The 13,003-nt window shown below is 71.0% G+C and carries 13 protein-coding genes; 4 read left to right on the top strand and 9 right to left on the bottom strand.

Features of this window, described 5'->3' with window-relative positions; genetic code table 11:
- Positions 1 to 47: 47 nt before the first annotated feature.
- From E9934_RS08365 to E9934_RS08355, 3 genes are all read right to left on the bottom strand, one after another.
- Positions 48 to 848, bottom strand: coding sequence for a glutamate ABC transporter substrate-binding protein (locus tag E9934_RS08365; RefSeq protein WP_136562426.1), 801 nt, complete (start codon positions 846 to 848; stop codon positions 48 to 50).
- A gap of 67 nt (positions 849 to 915) precedes the next feature.
- Complete coding sequence (locus E9934_RS08360) at positions 916 to 1,683, bottom strand: amino acid ABC transporter ATP-binding protein (RefSeq protein WP_136562425.1); 768 nt, start codon at positions 1,681 to 1,683, stop codon at positions 916 to 918.
- Between the two features lie 104 nt (positions 1,684 to 1,787).
- A complete protein-coding gene (locus E9934_RS08355; protein WP_136562424.1) occupies positions 1,788 to 2,183 on the bottom strand; it encodes a hypothetical protein in 396 nt (131 codons plus the stop codon).
- Between the two features lie 59 nt (positions 2,184 to 2,242).
- On the opposite strand from E9934_RS08355, the gene miaB reads away from it, so the two are divergent.
- Complete coding sequence (miaB, locus tag E9934_RS08350) at positions 2,243 to 3,805, top strand: tRNA (N6-isopentenyl adenosine(37)-C2)-methylthiotransferase MiaB (protein ID WP_136562423.1); 1,563 nt, start codon at positions 2,243 to 2,245, stop codon at positions 3,803 to 3,805.
- 67 nt (positions 3,806 to 3,872) lie between these two features.
- Here the strand turns inward: miaB and E9934_RS08345 are convergent, their stop codons facing one another.
- Genes E9934_RS08345 through E9934_RS08335 form a run of 3 tightly spaced genes read right to left on the bottom strand, consistent with a single transcriptional unit; the run spans position 3,873 to position 4,903 of the window.
- The gene (locus E9934_RS08345; protein WP_136562422.1) at positions 3,873 to 4,160 is read right to left on the bottom strand and encodes a hypothetical protein; all 288 of its coding nucleotides are present in this window, start codon (positions 4,158 to 4,160) and stop codon (positions 3,873 to 3,875) included.
- 51 nt (positions 4,161 to 4,211) lie between these two features.
- Positions 4,212 to 4,697, bottom strand: coding sequence for an NUDIX domain-containing protein (locus E9934_RS08340; RefSeq protein ID WP_238694843.1), 486 nt, complete (start codon positions 4,695 to 4,697; stop codon positions 4,212 to 4,214).
- Between the two features lie 2 nt (positions 4,698 to 4,699).
- On the bottom strand, positions 4,700 to 4,903 hold the full coding sequence (locus E9934_RS08335) for an antitoxin (RefSeq protein ID WP_136562421.1): 204 nt from the start codon (positions 4,901 to 4,903) through the stop codon (positions 4,700 to 4,702).
- An 84-nt stretch (positions 4,904 to 4,987) separates the two neighbouring features.
- On the opposite strand from E9934_RS08335, the gene miaA reads away from it, so the two are divergent.
- Positions 4,988 to 5,932: a tRNA (adenosine(37)-N6)-dimethylallyltransferase MiaA gene (gene miaA / locus E9934_RS08330; RefSeq protein WP_136562420.1), complete on the top strand. Its 945-nt coding sequence runs from the start codon at positions 4,988 to 4,990 to the stop codon at positions 5,930 to 5,932.
- On the top strand, positions 5,929 to 6,726 hold the full coding sequence (locus tag E9934_RS08325) for an SDR family NAD(P)-dependent oxidoreductase (protein ID WP_136562419.1): 798 nt from the start codon (positions 5,929 to 5,931) through the stop codon (positions 6,724 to 6,726). Before miaA ends, E9934_RS08325 begins: the two co-directional genes overlap by 4 nt.
- 26 nt (positions 6,727 to 6,752) lie before the next feature.
- Here E9934_RS08325 and E9934_RS08320 read toward each other — a convergent pair whose 3' ends face one another.
- Genes E9934_RS08320 through E9934_RS08310 form a run of 3 tightly spaced genes read right to left on the bottom strand, consistent with a single transcriptional unit; the run spans position 6,753 to position 11,532 of the window.
- Positions 6,753 to 8,183, bottom strand: a complete 1,431-nt coding sequence (locus E9934_RS08320) for a phytoene desaturase family protein (RefSeq protein WP_136562418.1) — start codon at positions 8,181 to 8,183, stop codon at positions 6,753 to 6,755.
- Positions 8,180 to 10,039, bottom strand: a complete 1,860-nt coding sequence (locus tag E9934_RS08315; protein WP_136562417.1) for a DUF3556 domain-containing protein — start codon at positions 10,037 to 10,039, stop codon at positions 8,180 to 8,182. The genes E9934_RS08320 and E9934_RS08315 overlap by 4 nt, the downstream gene beginning before the upstream one ends.
- A 2-nt stretch (positions 10,040 to 10,041) precedes the next feature.
- Complete coding sequence (locus E9934_RS08310; protein WP_136562416.1) at positions 10,042 to 11,532, bottom strand: class I adenylate-forming enzyme family protein; 1,491 nt, start codon at positions 11,530 to 11,532, stop codon at positions 10,042 to 10,044.
- A gap of 200 nt (positions 11,533 to 11,732) precedes the next feature.
- Here E9934_RS08310 and E9934_RS08305 point away from each other — a divergent pair, with 200 nt between their 5' ends.
- The gene (locus tag E9934_RS08305) at positions 11,733 to 12,992 is read left to right on the top strand and encodes a PucR family transcriptional regulator (protein WP_202977241.1); all 1,260 of its coding nucleotides are present in this window, start codon (positions 11,733 to 11,735) and stop codon (positions 12,990 to 12,992) included.
- Positions 12,993 to 13,003 lie beyond the last annotated feature (11 nt).

The following is a 13,003-nucleotide window of genomic DNA, read 5'->3' as shown; positions in this document are numbered from 1 at the left end:
GGACCGCCTTCCGTGGTCAGGGCCGGGTCAGGACCGGGTCGGTCGGATCAGTAGCGGTCGACGGTCGGCGGCGTCTCGGGCAGCGGGTAGCCACTGTCGCCGAGGTTGTCGTTGAACGCCTTCTCCCAGGCGCCGTCCTCGAACGCCTCCTCGATGAGGTCGTTGATCTTGTCGCGGTCCTCGGAGTCCTTCGGCAGGCCGACGCCGTAGTTCTCCTCGGAGAACGGGCTGCCCACGACCTTGAGCTCGCCCGGGTGCTGCTGGGCGAAGCCGGCCAGGATGATGTCGTCGGTCGTCAGCGCGTCGATCTGGCCGCCGAGCAGGGCGTCCACGCACTTGGAGTACGAGTCGAACTCCTGCAGCTGGACCTTGTCGGAGTACTCGTCCTTGACCCGCTGGGCGGACGTCGATCCGGTGACCGAGCAGAGCGTCTTGCCGTCGAGGCTCTCGGGCCCGGTGATGCTGTCGTCGTCGGCGCGGACCAGCAGGTCCTGTCCGGCGACGTAGTAGGGGCCGGCGAAGTCGACCTTCTCCTTGCGCTCGTCGGTGATGGAGTACGTCGCCAGGATCATGTCGACGGTCCCGTTCTCGAGGAACGTCTCGCGGTTGGCGGAGACCGCCTCCACGAACTCCACGTCGTCGAGGTCGTGGCCCAGTCCCTCGGCGATGTAGCGGGCCATGTCGACGTCGAACCCGCTGAAGGAGCCGTCGGACTCCTTGAGGCCCAGGCCCGGCTGGTCGACCTTGATGCCGATCTTGAACTTGTCGTCGTCGTCGTCCCCGCCGCAAGCGGTGAGGCTGAGGGCGAGGCCGGCCGCCAGCGTGGCGGCCATCATCTTCGTGCGCATCTCTCTCCTTCTTTCCCGGGTGGTCCGGATCGAACGTGCGTCGGGTTGGTGCTCGATCAGTGCTCGATCAGTGCTTGAGGATCTTCCCGAGGAAGTCCCTGGCCCGGTCGGACTGCGGGTTGGTGAAGAACGACTCGGGGTCCGCGGACTCGACGATCCGTCCGTCGGCCATGAAGACGACACGGTTGGCCGCGGTGCGCGCAAATCCCATCTCGTGGGTCACGACGATCATCGTCATCCCGCGCTCGGCGAGGTCGACCATGACGTCGAGGACCTCCTTGATCATCTCCGGGTCGAGCGCGGAGGTCGGCTCGTCGAAGAGCATGACCTTGGGGTCCATCGCCAGCGAGCGGGCGATGGCGACGCGCTGCTGCTGGCCGCCGGAGAGCTGGGCGGGATACTTCGCCGCCTGGTGACCGACCCCGACGCGGTCGAGGAGCTCGTGGGCGCGCTTCTCGGCGTCGGCCTTGGCCATCTTGCGGACCTTGATCGGACCAAGGGTCACGTTGTCGAGGATCGTCTTGTGGGCGAAGAGGTTGAAGCTCTGGAAGACCATCCCGACGTCGGCGCGGTGCCGGGCGAGCGCCTTGCCCTCCTGGGGGAGCGGCGCTCCGTCGATGAGGATGGTGCCCTCGTCGACCGGCTCGAGCCGGTTGATGGTGCGGCACAGCGTCGACTTGCCGGAGCCGGACGGTCCGATGACGACCACGACCTCGCCCTGCGCCACGCTCAGGTCGATGTCCTGCAGCACGTGGAGGTCGCCGTACCACTTCTGGACGCCACGCAGCTCCACGAGATCGCGGGCTCGTAGGTCCTCGCTGAGAGGGGCCGTCATGCCAAGGCACGCTAGCCCCGGCGATGCTGCCGCCGCTAGTGCCGCGGGCGGTGTCGGCCGGACCGGAACCGTTCCGTGACCTGCGCGTGCGGATCAGCGAGGGGTCAGAGCATGGCCGGGACGACACTGAGCCCCAGCCCCAGGACGATCGCGACGGCGCCGAGCACGGCGGCGATGCGCTGGGTCGAGGCGGAGGCGGTCTGCAGCTCGTCGGTGAGGGGCGCCAGGCCCATCTCGCCGCGCCAGTCGTCCTCCTCGGCGCGCCACTGCTCGGGAGCGGTCGCGGCACGCATCGCCGCACCGATGGTCAGCAGCAGGAGGGTGAAGGTCCCGCCCGCGATCAGCAGCACGGTGAGGATCGCGGAGATGCCGCGGGTGTTCGTGCTGAGCATGATGCCGGCGCCGAGCCCGACCGCCACGAGCAGCGCCACGATGCTCAACAGGCTGCCGAGCAGCTGGTTGTTGCGCGCGACGAACCCCGGGGTGACGGTCTCGGTCATGGGGCGAGCCTACCGAGGGTTACGGGACGAGCCGCCTGCCGCCGTACCCTTGACCGGTCATGAGCACCACCGTCGAGCACCCTGTCGCCCCCGCAGCCCCGTCCGAGCAGCCGCGCACCTACGAGGTCCGCACCTACGGCTGCCAGATGAACGTCCACGACTCCGAGCGTCTCTCCGGGCTCCTCGAGGACGCCGGCTACGTGCGGCACGAGAAGGCCGACGCGAAGGACCAGGCCGACGTCGCGGACATCGTCGTCTTCAACACCTGCGCGGTGCGGGAGAACGCCGACAACCGGCTCTACGGCAACCTCGGGCACCTGGCGCCGCTGAAGGCCAAGCGTCCCGGCATGCAGATCGCCGTCGGCGGCTGCATGGCGCAGAAGGACCGCGACACCGTCGTCAAGAAGGCCCCGTGGGTCGACGTCGTCTTCGGCACCCACAACATCGGCTCCCTGCCGGCGCTCCTCGACCGGGCCCGGGCGCTGGAGGAGGCGCAGGTCGAGATCCTCGAGTCCCTCGACGTGTTCCCCTCGACGTTGCCGACCAAGCGGGAGTCGGCGTATGCCGCCTGGGTGTCGATCAGCGTCGGCTGCAACAACACCTGCACGTTCTGCATCGTGCCGAGCCTGCGGGGCAAGGAGAAGGACCGCCGGCCCGGCGAGATCCTCGCCGAGATCGAGGCGCTCGTCACCGAAGGCGTCTCCGAGGTCACCCTGCTGGGCCAGAACGTCAACGCCTACGGCGTGGAGTTCGGCGACCGGCAGGCGTTCTCCAAGCTGCTGCGGGCCTGTGGCGAGATCGAGGGCCTCGAGCGGGTGCGCTTCACCAGCCCGCACCCGGCGGAGTTCACCGACGACGTCATCGAGGCGATGGCCGAGACCCCCAACGTGATGCCCAGCCTGCACATGCCGCTGCAGTCCGGCTCGTCGAAGGTCCTCAAGGACATGCGCCGGTCCTACCGGCAGGAGAAGTTCCTCGGCATCATCGAGCGCGTGCGCGCCGCCATGCCGGACGCGGCGATCACCACCGACATCATCGTCGGCTTCCCCGGCGAGACCGAGGAGGACTTCCAGGAGACGCTCAAGGTGGTGCGCGAGTCCCGCTTCGCGGGCGCGTTCACCTTCCAGTACTCCAAGCGCCCCGGTACGCCGGCCGCGACCCTCGACGACCAGGTCCCCCAGGCCGACGTCACGCACCGCTACGACCGCCTCGTCGAGCTCGTCAACGAGATCACCTGGTCCGAGAACCAGAAGCTGGTCGGTCGCGAGCTCGAGCTGATGGTCGCCGAGGGCGAGGGCCGCAAGGACGCCGAGACCCGGCGGCTCTCCGGTCGCGCCCCCGACAACCGGCTCGTGCACTTCGAGGCCGACTTCACGGGCGTCGACGGCGAGCCCCGCCCCGGCGACATGGTCACCGTCGAGATTACCTACGCCGCCCCGCACCACCTGGTCGCGGACGGTCCCGTGAAGGCGCTGCGGCGCACGCGGTCCGGCGACGCGTGGGAGCGTCGGGTTTCGACGGGCTCAACCAGCGGGGGCGGCGCCACGTCGAAGGGTGTCGGCCTCGGCATGCCGTCCGTCGGCGTCCCGGCGCCACTGCCGGCCGGCCCGACCTGCGGCTGAGCCCTCCCCCCCCGTTCGTCGAGGAGCTTGCGCAGCAAGCGTCTCGAGACGTGGCGAGTTCGCCCACTCAGGCGGGCGACTCGTCCTCCGGATCGGGCGTCTCCTCGCCGCGGGTGGCCGCGGTGTCCGTGTCCTCGGGCTCGGTGGTCTCCTCCGGCAGCTCGTCGGTGGCCGGGTTGTGCTGCGGCACCGGGTCGCGGGACTCGACGGAGTAGGCGCCGTCGCCACCGACGCCCGGCACGGCGTTGGGTCCGCCGGGCGGGGGTGCCTGCGGCACCGCGGTCGGCTCGGGTTGCGGCGACAGCGACTGTCCCGTGTCGTCGTTGGGATCGGCGGTCGGCTGGTCGTTGCTCATGATGGTCCGGTAACCGCGCGGGCCACTCGCAACCGTGCGATCGGATTCGGGTCAGAACCCGAACTGGCTCAGCGGGGTCAGGTCCCGGCGCCGCAGCCCGTCGAGCACGAACCGCTCGTGGGGCACCACCGGACCGGGCAACGTGTCCAGCTCGTCGAGAGGCACCCAGCGCAGCTCGGCGCACTTGGCCGCCTCGACGATGCGGGGCTCCCCGCGCCACGACCGGGCGGTGAAGAAGAAGTCGACGCGCTCGTCGATCGGCAGGTCGTGGGCGGTGCGCTGCATCGCGGTGGCGAACTCGAGGTCGAGGTCGGCGACGCCGATCTCCTCGAGCGCCTCCCGGCGCGCCGCGTCGAGGGCGGTCTCGCCCCGCTCGACGTGGCCGGCGGCGGCAGAGGCCCAGTGGTCGTCCATGTAGCCGGTGCCCTGCCGCAGCTGCAGCAGGACCTCGTCCCCTGCTGTGCCCTCGCGCAGCAGGAGGACGTAGGCGGCCGGGACGATGCTGAAGCGCACCTTCCCGGTCGCCGGGTCCGTCACGCTCACTGGATGTCGTCGTCCTTGCCGTCGAGCCCGTCGAGGGCGTCCTTGGCCTTGTCGACGCCGGACTCGATCTTGTCGTCGTACTTGCCGCCGGTCTTGTCACTGGCGAGATCGGCGGCCTTGTCGATGCCGCCCTCGATCTTGTCGCCGTGCTTGTCGACGGCGTCGCTCAGCTTGTCCTTGGCGTTGTCCAGAAAGCCCACGAGAAACCCCCAAAGCGATGGATGTGCACGGCCCGACCTGAGCCGCCGATGTCACCCTGCCACACCCTTGGGAGACTGGCTCCCATGTCCTGCCCGTCCTCGCCCGGTCCGGCTCCGGTGGTCGTCGCGATCGTCGGCCCGACCGCCAGCGGCAAGACGGCCCTGTCGCTCGATCTCGCCGGCGCGTTGGACGGCGAGATCGTCAACACCGACGCGATGCAGGTCTATCGCGGCATGGACATCGGCACGGCGAAGCTGCCCGTCGAGGAGCGCCGCGGCATCCCGCACCACCTGCTCGACACCCGCGAGGTGCGCGACCAGGCGACGGTGGCGCAGTTCCAGGGATGGGCACGCACCGCGATCGCAGAGATCCGCGGGCGAGGACGCAGCCCCGTCCTGGTGGGCGGTTCGGCGCTCTACAACCGCGCGATCCTCGACAGGTTCGACTTCCCCGGCACCGACGCGACCGTGCGGACCCGGCTCGAGGAGGAGCTGGCGCAGGTGGGCCCTGCGGCGCTGCACGACCGGCTCCGCCGGCTGGACCCCACCGCGGCCGACCGGCTCGAGGTGGAGAACGGGCGTCGTACGGTCCGGGCGCTGGAGGTCATCGAGGTCACCGGCCAGCCGTTCAGCGCCCGCCTCCCGGTGCAGGAGTACGTCGACCCCCGCACCGTCCAGATCGGCGTCGCCATCGAGCGCGACGTGCTGGAGCAACGGATCTGGCTGCGCGTGCAGCGGATGTTCGAGGCCGGCCTGATCGGCGAGGTCGAGCGACTGCTCGCCGATGGCCTGGCGGAGAGCAGGACAGCGGCCGCCGCCATCGGCTACCGGCAGGCCATGGCCGTCCTCGCCGGCGAGATGGGCGAGGAGGAGGCGATCGAGCGCACCGCGATCGCGACCCGGAGGTTCGCCCGCCGCCAGATGGCGTGGTGGAAGAACGACCCCCGCATCACCTGGGTGGCGTACGACGACCCGGACCGCGTCGGCGAGGCCCTCGCCGTCGTGCGACGAGAGGAGAATCGACCATGACCGCTCCCGCAGTGGCCGTCGTGACAGGCGCGGCCCGGGGCATCGGCCGCGCGCTCGCGGAGCAGCTCGCCGACCGGGGCCACGAGGTGCTGCTGACCGACATCGACGGCGCGGCCGCGCAGGCCGCCGCCGACGCGATCGGCCGCGGAGCGTGGGCGATGGCGCACGACGTGCGCGACGCGGCGGGACACCGTGCCGTCGCCGAGGCCGCCACGGCCCGCGGACCCCTGCGGGTGTGGGTCAACAACGCCGGCGTGCTTTTCGCGGGCGAGGCATGGGAGCACCCCGACGAGCAGGTCGACGCGATCGTCGACATCAACGTCAAGGGTGTCCTGGGCGGCTGTCGCGCAGCCGTCGGCGCGATGGGGGAGTCAGGCGGCCGGATCCTTAACGTCGCCTCGATCTCGGCGCTCACGCCGGTGCCGGGCCTCGCGCTGTACGCCGCCACGAAGGCCGCGGTTCTCTCGTTCACCACGTCCCTGCAGGGCGACCTCGACCACGCCGGCCTGCCCATCCGGGTTCGGGCGCTGTGCCCCGACGTGGTCGCCACCGCGATGGTCCACGACGTCGAGAAGGACCCGGGTGCCGCCCTGCTGTTCGCCGGCCCGAAGCCGTTGGACGAGCGCGACGTGGCGGCCGCGGGCCTGGCGCTGCTCGACTCGCGCCAGCTCTTCCGCGTCGTCCCGCGCTGGCGTGGCGCCATGGTGCGCGCCGGTGACGTGCTTCCGGCGGTCGGGCTGAAGGCCGTGGCCGCGATGCGCGGCATGGGCGACAGGGCGCAGGCGAAGCGCTGAGCCGGGAGTCGGGAGCCGGACGCGCGTCAGCGCAGCCGCGCCAACGCCGTCTCCGCGGCATGGAAGCCGCTCATCCCGTGCACGCCGCCGCCCGGCGGCGTCGCGGACGAGCAGAGGTAGACCCCGTCGACGCCCAGCGTGTAGGGGTTGGCCGCGATGCGCGGGCGGAAGGCGATCTGCCGAGCCGTGTTGGCGCCGGCGGAGATGTCGCCGCCGACGTAGTTGGGGTTGTACGCCTCCCAGTCGGCCGGGCTCCAGGTGGAGGTCGCGAGGATGCGGTCGCGGAAGCCCGGCGCGAAGCGCTCGATCTGTCCGATGATGGCGTCGGTCGCGTCGCCGGTGTAGCCGGCCGGCACGTGCGCGTAGGCATAGATCGGGTTGGTCGTACCGACGGAGCGGGCGCGATCGACGAGGTACTGCTGGCCGAGCAGCACGAAGGGACGCTCCTGCATCTCGCCGCGTGCCGTCGCCGCCTCGATCGCGACCATCTCCCGGGCCGTGCCGCCCAGGTGCAGGGTCCCCGCCCGGGCGCAGTCGGGGTTGGTCCAGGGGATGTCGCCCTCGATCGCGAAGTCGACCTTGAACGCCGCCGGCCCGTAGGTGTAGCGGGTGAGGGCCCGACGGACCCGGGCCGGCAGGCGATCACCGACGATCTCGAGCACTCCGGCAGGCGCCGTGTCGAGGATGACGACCTCCGGCCGGCTGCCGACCAGGCCGGGCAGCTCGTCGAGCGAGCGGACCCGGACGCCGGTCACCACCGTGCCGCCGTACGACGCCAGCTCGGTGAGCAGCGCGCGGGTGATCGACTCCGTCCCACCCGCGGCCACGGGCCACCCGACGGCGTGCGCGGCACCGGTGAGCATCAGGCCGACCGAGGCACCGAGGGGGCCGGTGAGCGTCCCGAACTTGTGGGCCGCGACGCCCATGAACAGTGCCTTCGCGGGCTCGTCGCCGAAGCGGGCCGACTGCCACGTGGCTGGCATGAGCGCCTTCACCCCGAAGCGGCCCAGTGTCACGGGGTGCCGTGGGGCGTGGACGACGGGCTGGAAGACCTCGCCGATCAGGTCGTCGAAGTTGCGCACCATCGGCTCGAAGATCCGGCGCCAGCGGGCGCCGTCGCGGCCCAGGCTGGCCGCCGTGACGTCCATGTCGCGGGCAGCGAGGCCGGCGCGTCCGTCGTCGAGGGGATGGGCGAGGTCGATCTCCGGGTGCAGCCACTGCAGCCCGTGCCGCTCCAGTCCGAGGGAGGCGAAGAACGGGGAGGCCAGCCCGGTCGGATGGAAGGCGGCGCACACGTCGTGCAGCACGCCCGGCACCGTCAACTGGTCGTCGCTGCGGGTCCCGCCGCCGGGGCGCTCGTGGCCCTCGACGACGGTGACGCTCAACCCGGCTTGCGCGAGCCGGATGGCTGCGGCGAGGCCGTTGGGTCCGCTGCCGATCACGACTGCGGTGCTCACGTCGCAGGGTCCTTCCCGTTGGTCAGGGTGCTCTGGCGACCGTACCCGTCGGCGGTCCAGCCAACCTGCAGCGGGATCGGGCCGTTGGGGAGCCACGGCTGCTCCTTGACGCAGTCGCGGACGTCCCAAGTGCCGCGCTCGACGACACCGAGGGCGGCGTCGATCACCCGGTAGTGCTGCGGTGTGCTGGTCCGCCACGGGGTGGCCTGCGACTCGGCATAGACGGAGACGAGGTCACCGGGGGCGAGGTTGAGCCGCTTCTGCACGGCGGCGATGAGGCGCTCGTCGTTGAGGTGGCCGTCTCCGAAGTTCCAGCCGAGCAGGATGTTGGACATGAACTCGCCCTCGCGCACGACGCGTTCCTCGATGTCGTCGAGGTGCTCGTAGAGGACGGAGTAGAGGCCGCGGCCCTGGCTGTGCAGGGCGCGCCAGCCGTTGACCTTCTGCAGCGTCATCTCGGCGTCGTCGCGCTCGTAGGGCATGCCGATCATCCGCTGGAGCTGGTCCATCTGGGTCTCGACGCACCGGATCTCGTTGAGCCGCTCCTCGACGCCGGGCCGCATCGCCCAGATCGCGGTGGCCCAGTTGCCGGCGTACTGCCGCATGCTCGGCAGGAAGCTGACGAGGTCGGGCCGCAGCGATCCCAGGATCGGGAACGTCATCAGCAGGGCGAAGACCGGGATCAGCAACAGCGGCTCGGAGAACTCCCAGATGTTGTAGACGTCAGCGTCGAAGCCGTCGCCGAAGCCGCCCCACAGCACGATCGCGATGAAGCCGAAGAAGACGTTCCACTCCAGCGGGACAGCCATTGGGAAGGTGGAGGTGATGTAGATGTGGAAGATCAGCATCGCTACGGCGGCGACCATCGCGACGGTGGGGTTGGTCGTGAACAGCAGGACGAGCGGGATGCCGATCTCGACGGTCGTGCCGTTGACGTGCGCCATGAACCAGGCGAGCCGGCCGGGGCGCAGGTCGTCGCTGCCGACGTCCCGGTAGTGCGCGTGCTTCACGGCGCTGGGTACACCCGGGCTGTTGGAGACCATCGGCGGCACCACGTGCTCGAAGTGCAGGCCCAGCTTGGAGAAGCCTGCGCCGATCCACACGATGCAGATCACGATCTTGAAGACCACGACCAGATTGATGAAGTCGGCGCTCGTGGCGTCGTCGGCCAGGACGAGCGCACCGAAGATCGCCGAGAAGAGCATGATCGGCAGGTACTGCTCGGAGCGGGCCGCGAGGAAGACGACCTTGTCCCGCAGGCCCATCAGCGGCATGAGCACGAGGATCGGGACGAAGGCAGCAGGCGGGATCAGCTCCTGCGGGCCGGTGCCGGCCGGCAGGGACTCGACGGCGTCGGCGGGCGCGAGCAACGGGTAGGCGAGCGCGGCCAGGACCCCGACGTAGAGCAGGACGTCGAACCAGGTGCGCTCGTCCCCGGCGGTGCCCGGCACCCGGCTCGCCCACGGCGCCATCCGGATCGTGCCCGGCCGCAGCCAGTAGCGGATGTTGCCGAGGAACGGCATGAAGTGGCCGCACAGCGGGCCGAAAGCGCCGCCGAGGCCGATCACCTCCAGCAGCATCAACCACACGGCGAGCTTCTGGTAGACGACGATGGAGTCGAACCACGTGCCCGGCTCGGTGAAGTGGACGTGCTCCGTGGTGCCCGCAGTGATCGCCAGGCCGACGGCGAAGTAGAGGCCCAGCATCTTCAGGATGTAGATCAGCGTCAGCGCGCGAGGCGTGCCGAAGCCGTCGTCGACCCAGCTCGTCGTCAGCACGCGGAGCCGGTCGCTCAGCGGCAGCCGGACGAATTCGGCCGGGGCGACCGGCTGGGGAGCGGGCTTGAGGAATCCCATGGTCAGACACCCTTTCCTGTGGTGACACCGGCCGCGGCGACGAGCGCGCGGAGGTGGGGCTTGTCGATCTTGCCGACGGGGTTCTTCGGCAGTGCCTCGAGGACGTGAACGGCGACCGGGACCTTGATCTTGGTGAGCTCGGCGCGGCAGCGCTCGAGCAGCGCGTCGACGTCGACCGCAGCGGCCGGGCTGTCGGGGGCGGCGGAGACGAAGGCGACCACCACCTCGCCATAGACGGGGTCGGGTCCGCCGACCACGGCCGCTTCGAGGACGGACGGGTCGCTGTGCAGGACGTTCTCGATCTCCTTGGGATAGATGTTCTCCCCACCCCGGATGATCATGTCCTTGATGCGGTCGACGATCCGGAGGTAGCCGTCCTCGTCGAGGATCCCGACGTCGCCGGTGTGCAGCCAGCCGTCGCCGAGCGTCTCGGCGGTCGCCTCCGGGCGGTTGAGGTAGCCGCGCATCACGTTGCCGCCCTTGATGACGACCTCGCCCCGCTCGCCGTTCGGGACGAGGCTGCCGTCCGGCGCCATGATGGCGACCAGCTGGCCGGGGAGGGCAGGGCCGACGGTGCCGGGCTTGCGGACGCCGTCGACGGGGTTGCAGGTCGACGCGCAGGTGCCCTCCGACAGTCCGTAGCCCTCCACCAGTGGGAAGCCGAAGCGCGCCTCCACCGCGGCGAACAGCTCGGGCGGAGCAGGCGCCGCGCCGCAGATGGCGAAGCGGACCGAGCTCACGTCGGGCTGGACATCGACCGGGAGCGCGACCAGGTGGGAGTAGATCGTCGGCACCGCTGAGAAGTACGTCGGCCGGTAGGTCTCGACCGCGCGGAGGAACTCCACCGGGTGGAACCGCTGCAGCACGGTCAGCTGCGCACCGACCGACATCGGCGTCAGCCAGCTGACGCAGATCGCGTTGACGTGGAAGAGCGGGAGCACCAGCAGGCAGTGGTCGTCGGGGCGGATGGCGATCGCCTCGCCCATGCTGGCGATCATCGCGTCGATGTTGCCGTGGTCGAGCATGACGCCCTTGGGACGACCGGTCGAGCCGCTCGTGTAGACGAGCAGTGCCAGGTCGTCGGTCGAGGTGTCCGCGGCCGGCAGGGTCCCGGCGGGGGTGGTGGCGAGGGCGTCGACACCGAGCACCACGATGTCGCCCTGGACGACCGTCGGATCGGTGGCGACGACGACGAGGGCGCCGGAGTCGCCGATCTGGTGGTCGGCCTCGCTGGCGGTGAAGGTCGGGTTGATCGGCGTCGCCGCGGCGCCGAGGCGCCACGCGGCCATGATCGTCACCAGCAGCTCGACCCGGTTGGGGAGCATCACTGCCACCACGGAGCCGGGGCCGACGCCCCGGGCGGCGAGCTGCTCGGCGGCGGCGTCGACCCGTCGACCGAGCTGGGCGTAGGTCAGCTCGGTGCGCTCGTCGCGGACACAAGGGCGGTCGTCGTACGACGCGGGGCGCCGCCAGGGGAGGTGGTCGAGGCTCATCGTGGGCTCCTGCGGGGCTCGGGAGGTGATGGGTCGACGCTAGGACCGGGGACGGCCGCCGTTCTTGGTCCGACAGCACGAAGTCGAGGGGACATTCGCCGCCGCGGAGCCAAGGCATGGCGGCGCCACAGTCTGGCACCATGACGTGACGGCCGTCACCCGTTGGTTCGTCGACCCAAACCACGCAGAGGAGCGTGCCCGTGCCCGTGTCCGCAGCCGAGACCGAGCTCCACGGTGTCGCCACGCTGCTCGCCGAGCGACGGGTCGAGCTGACCGCCCATCTCGTCGTGCAATTCGGCGAGCGGATCCCCGAGCTGCCCCGGGACCCGACGCTGGTCGACCTGCTCAACGGCAGCGCCGGCTCCAACCTCGAGACCCTGGCTCATCTGTTGCACGGCCACGTGCCGGTCGACGAGATCCAGGCGCCCGCGGCAGCCGTCGAATACGCGCGACGACTCGCCCAGCGCGGCACGCCGCCGAGTGCGTTGCTCCGGGCCTACCGGCTCGGGCAGCAGCTGATCCTGCGGTGGGCCAACGACGAGATCGCTCGTCGCGTGGCCGACCCGGCCCTGGCACTGCAGACCAGTCACCTGCTCACCGAGACCTCCTTCCAGTACGTCGACGCGGTCTCCGAGGACGTGATGAGCGCCTACCAGACCGAGCGCGAGCGCTGGCTGGCCAACCGCAGCGCGGTGCAGCGCGAGACCGTCGAGGCCCTGGTGCGCGGCGACCGGCTGGACCTGGCCGCGACCGAGACGGCGCTGGGCTACCGACTGCGCCAGCACCACCTGGGGCTGGTGCTGTGGACGGCCGGCGCCGAAACCGGTTTGGCCGACTCCGAACGGCTGCTGGCACGGCTCGGTCAGCGGCTCGGCGCTGCCGGCCATCCGCTGTTCGTGCCCCGCGACCGCGACACGGCGTGGGCCTGGCTGCCCATCGGCCGCTCGGCCGAGGTCGACACGGCTGCGATCGCGGAGGTGCTGGCGTCCGACGCGGACGGGATCCGGGTCGCGATCGGCACGCCCGAGGCCGGGGAGCCGGGCTTCCGGGCGACCCACCTCGGCGCCGCAGCCGCTCACGGGGTGGTGCAGCTCGGCCAGCTCGACGCGCCCGTCGTCTCCTACGCCGAGCCCTCGGTCCGCGCAGCCGCGATGCTCGCCGGCGACCTGGGCGCCACGCGGCGGATGGTCGCCCGCACGCTCGGCGACCTCGCGCACGACACCGATGCCGCGGCCCGGATGCGCGAGACCCTGCTCGCCTTCGTCGAGGACCGCGAGAGCTATGTCGCCACGGCCGCGCGCCTGCACCTGCACAAGAACACCGTGAAGTACCGCGTCGACCGGGCCATCGAGGCGCGGGGCAAGCCGATCGGCGAGGAGCGGCTCGACCTCGAGCTCGCCCTCGTCGCGTGCCGCTGGCTCGGCCCGGAGGTGCTGCGCGCCGGGGCCGGTGTCGGCTGAGACTGGCAGGC

The sequence above is a fragment of the Nocardioides caeni genome, assembly GCF_004912195.1.
GTDB lineage: Bacteria > Actinomycetota > Actinomycetes > Propionibacteriales > Nocardioidaceae > Nocardioides > Nocardioides caeni.
Note: the sequence above shows the minus strand (reverse complement) of the source record. Positions and strands in the feature narration are given on the sequence as shown.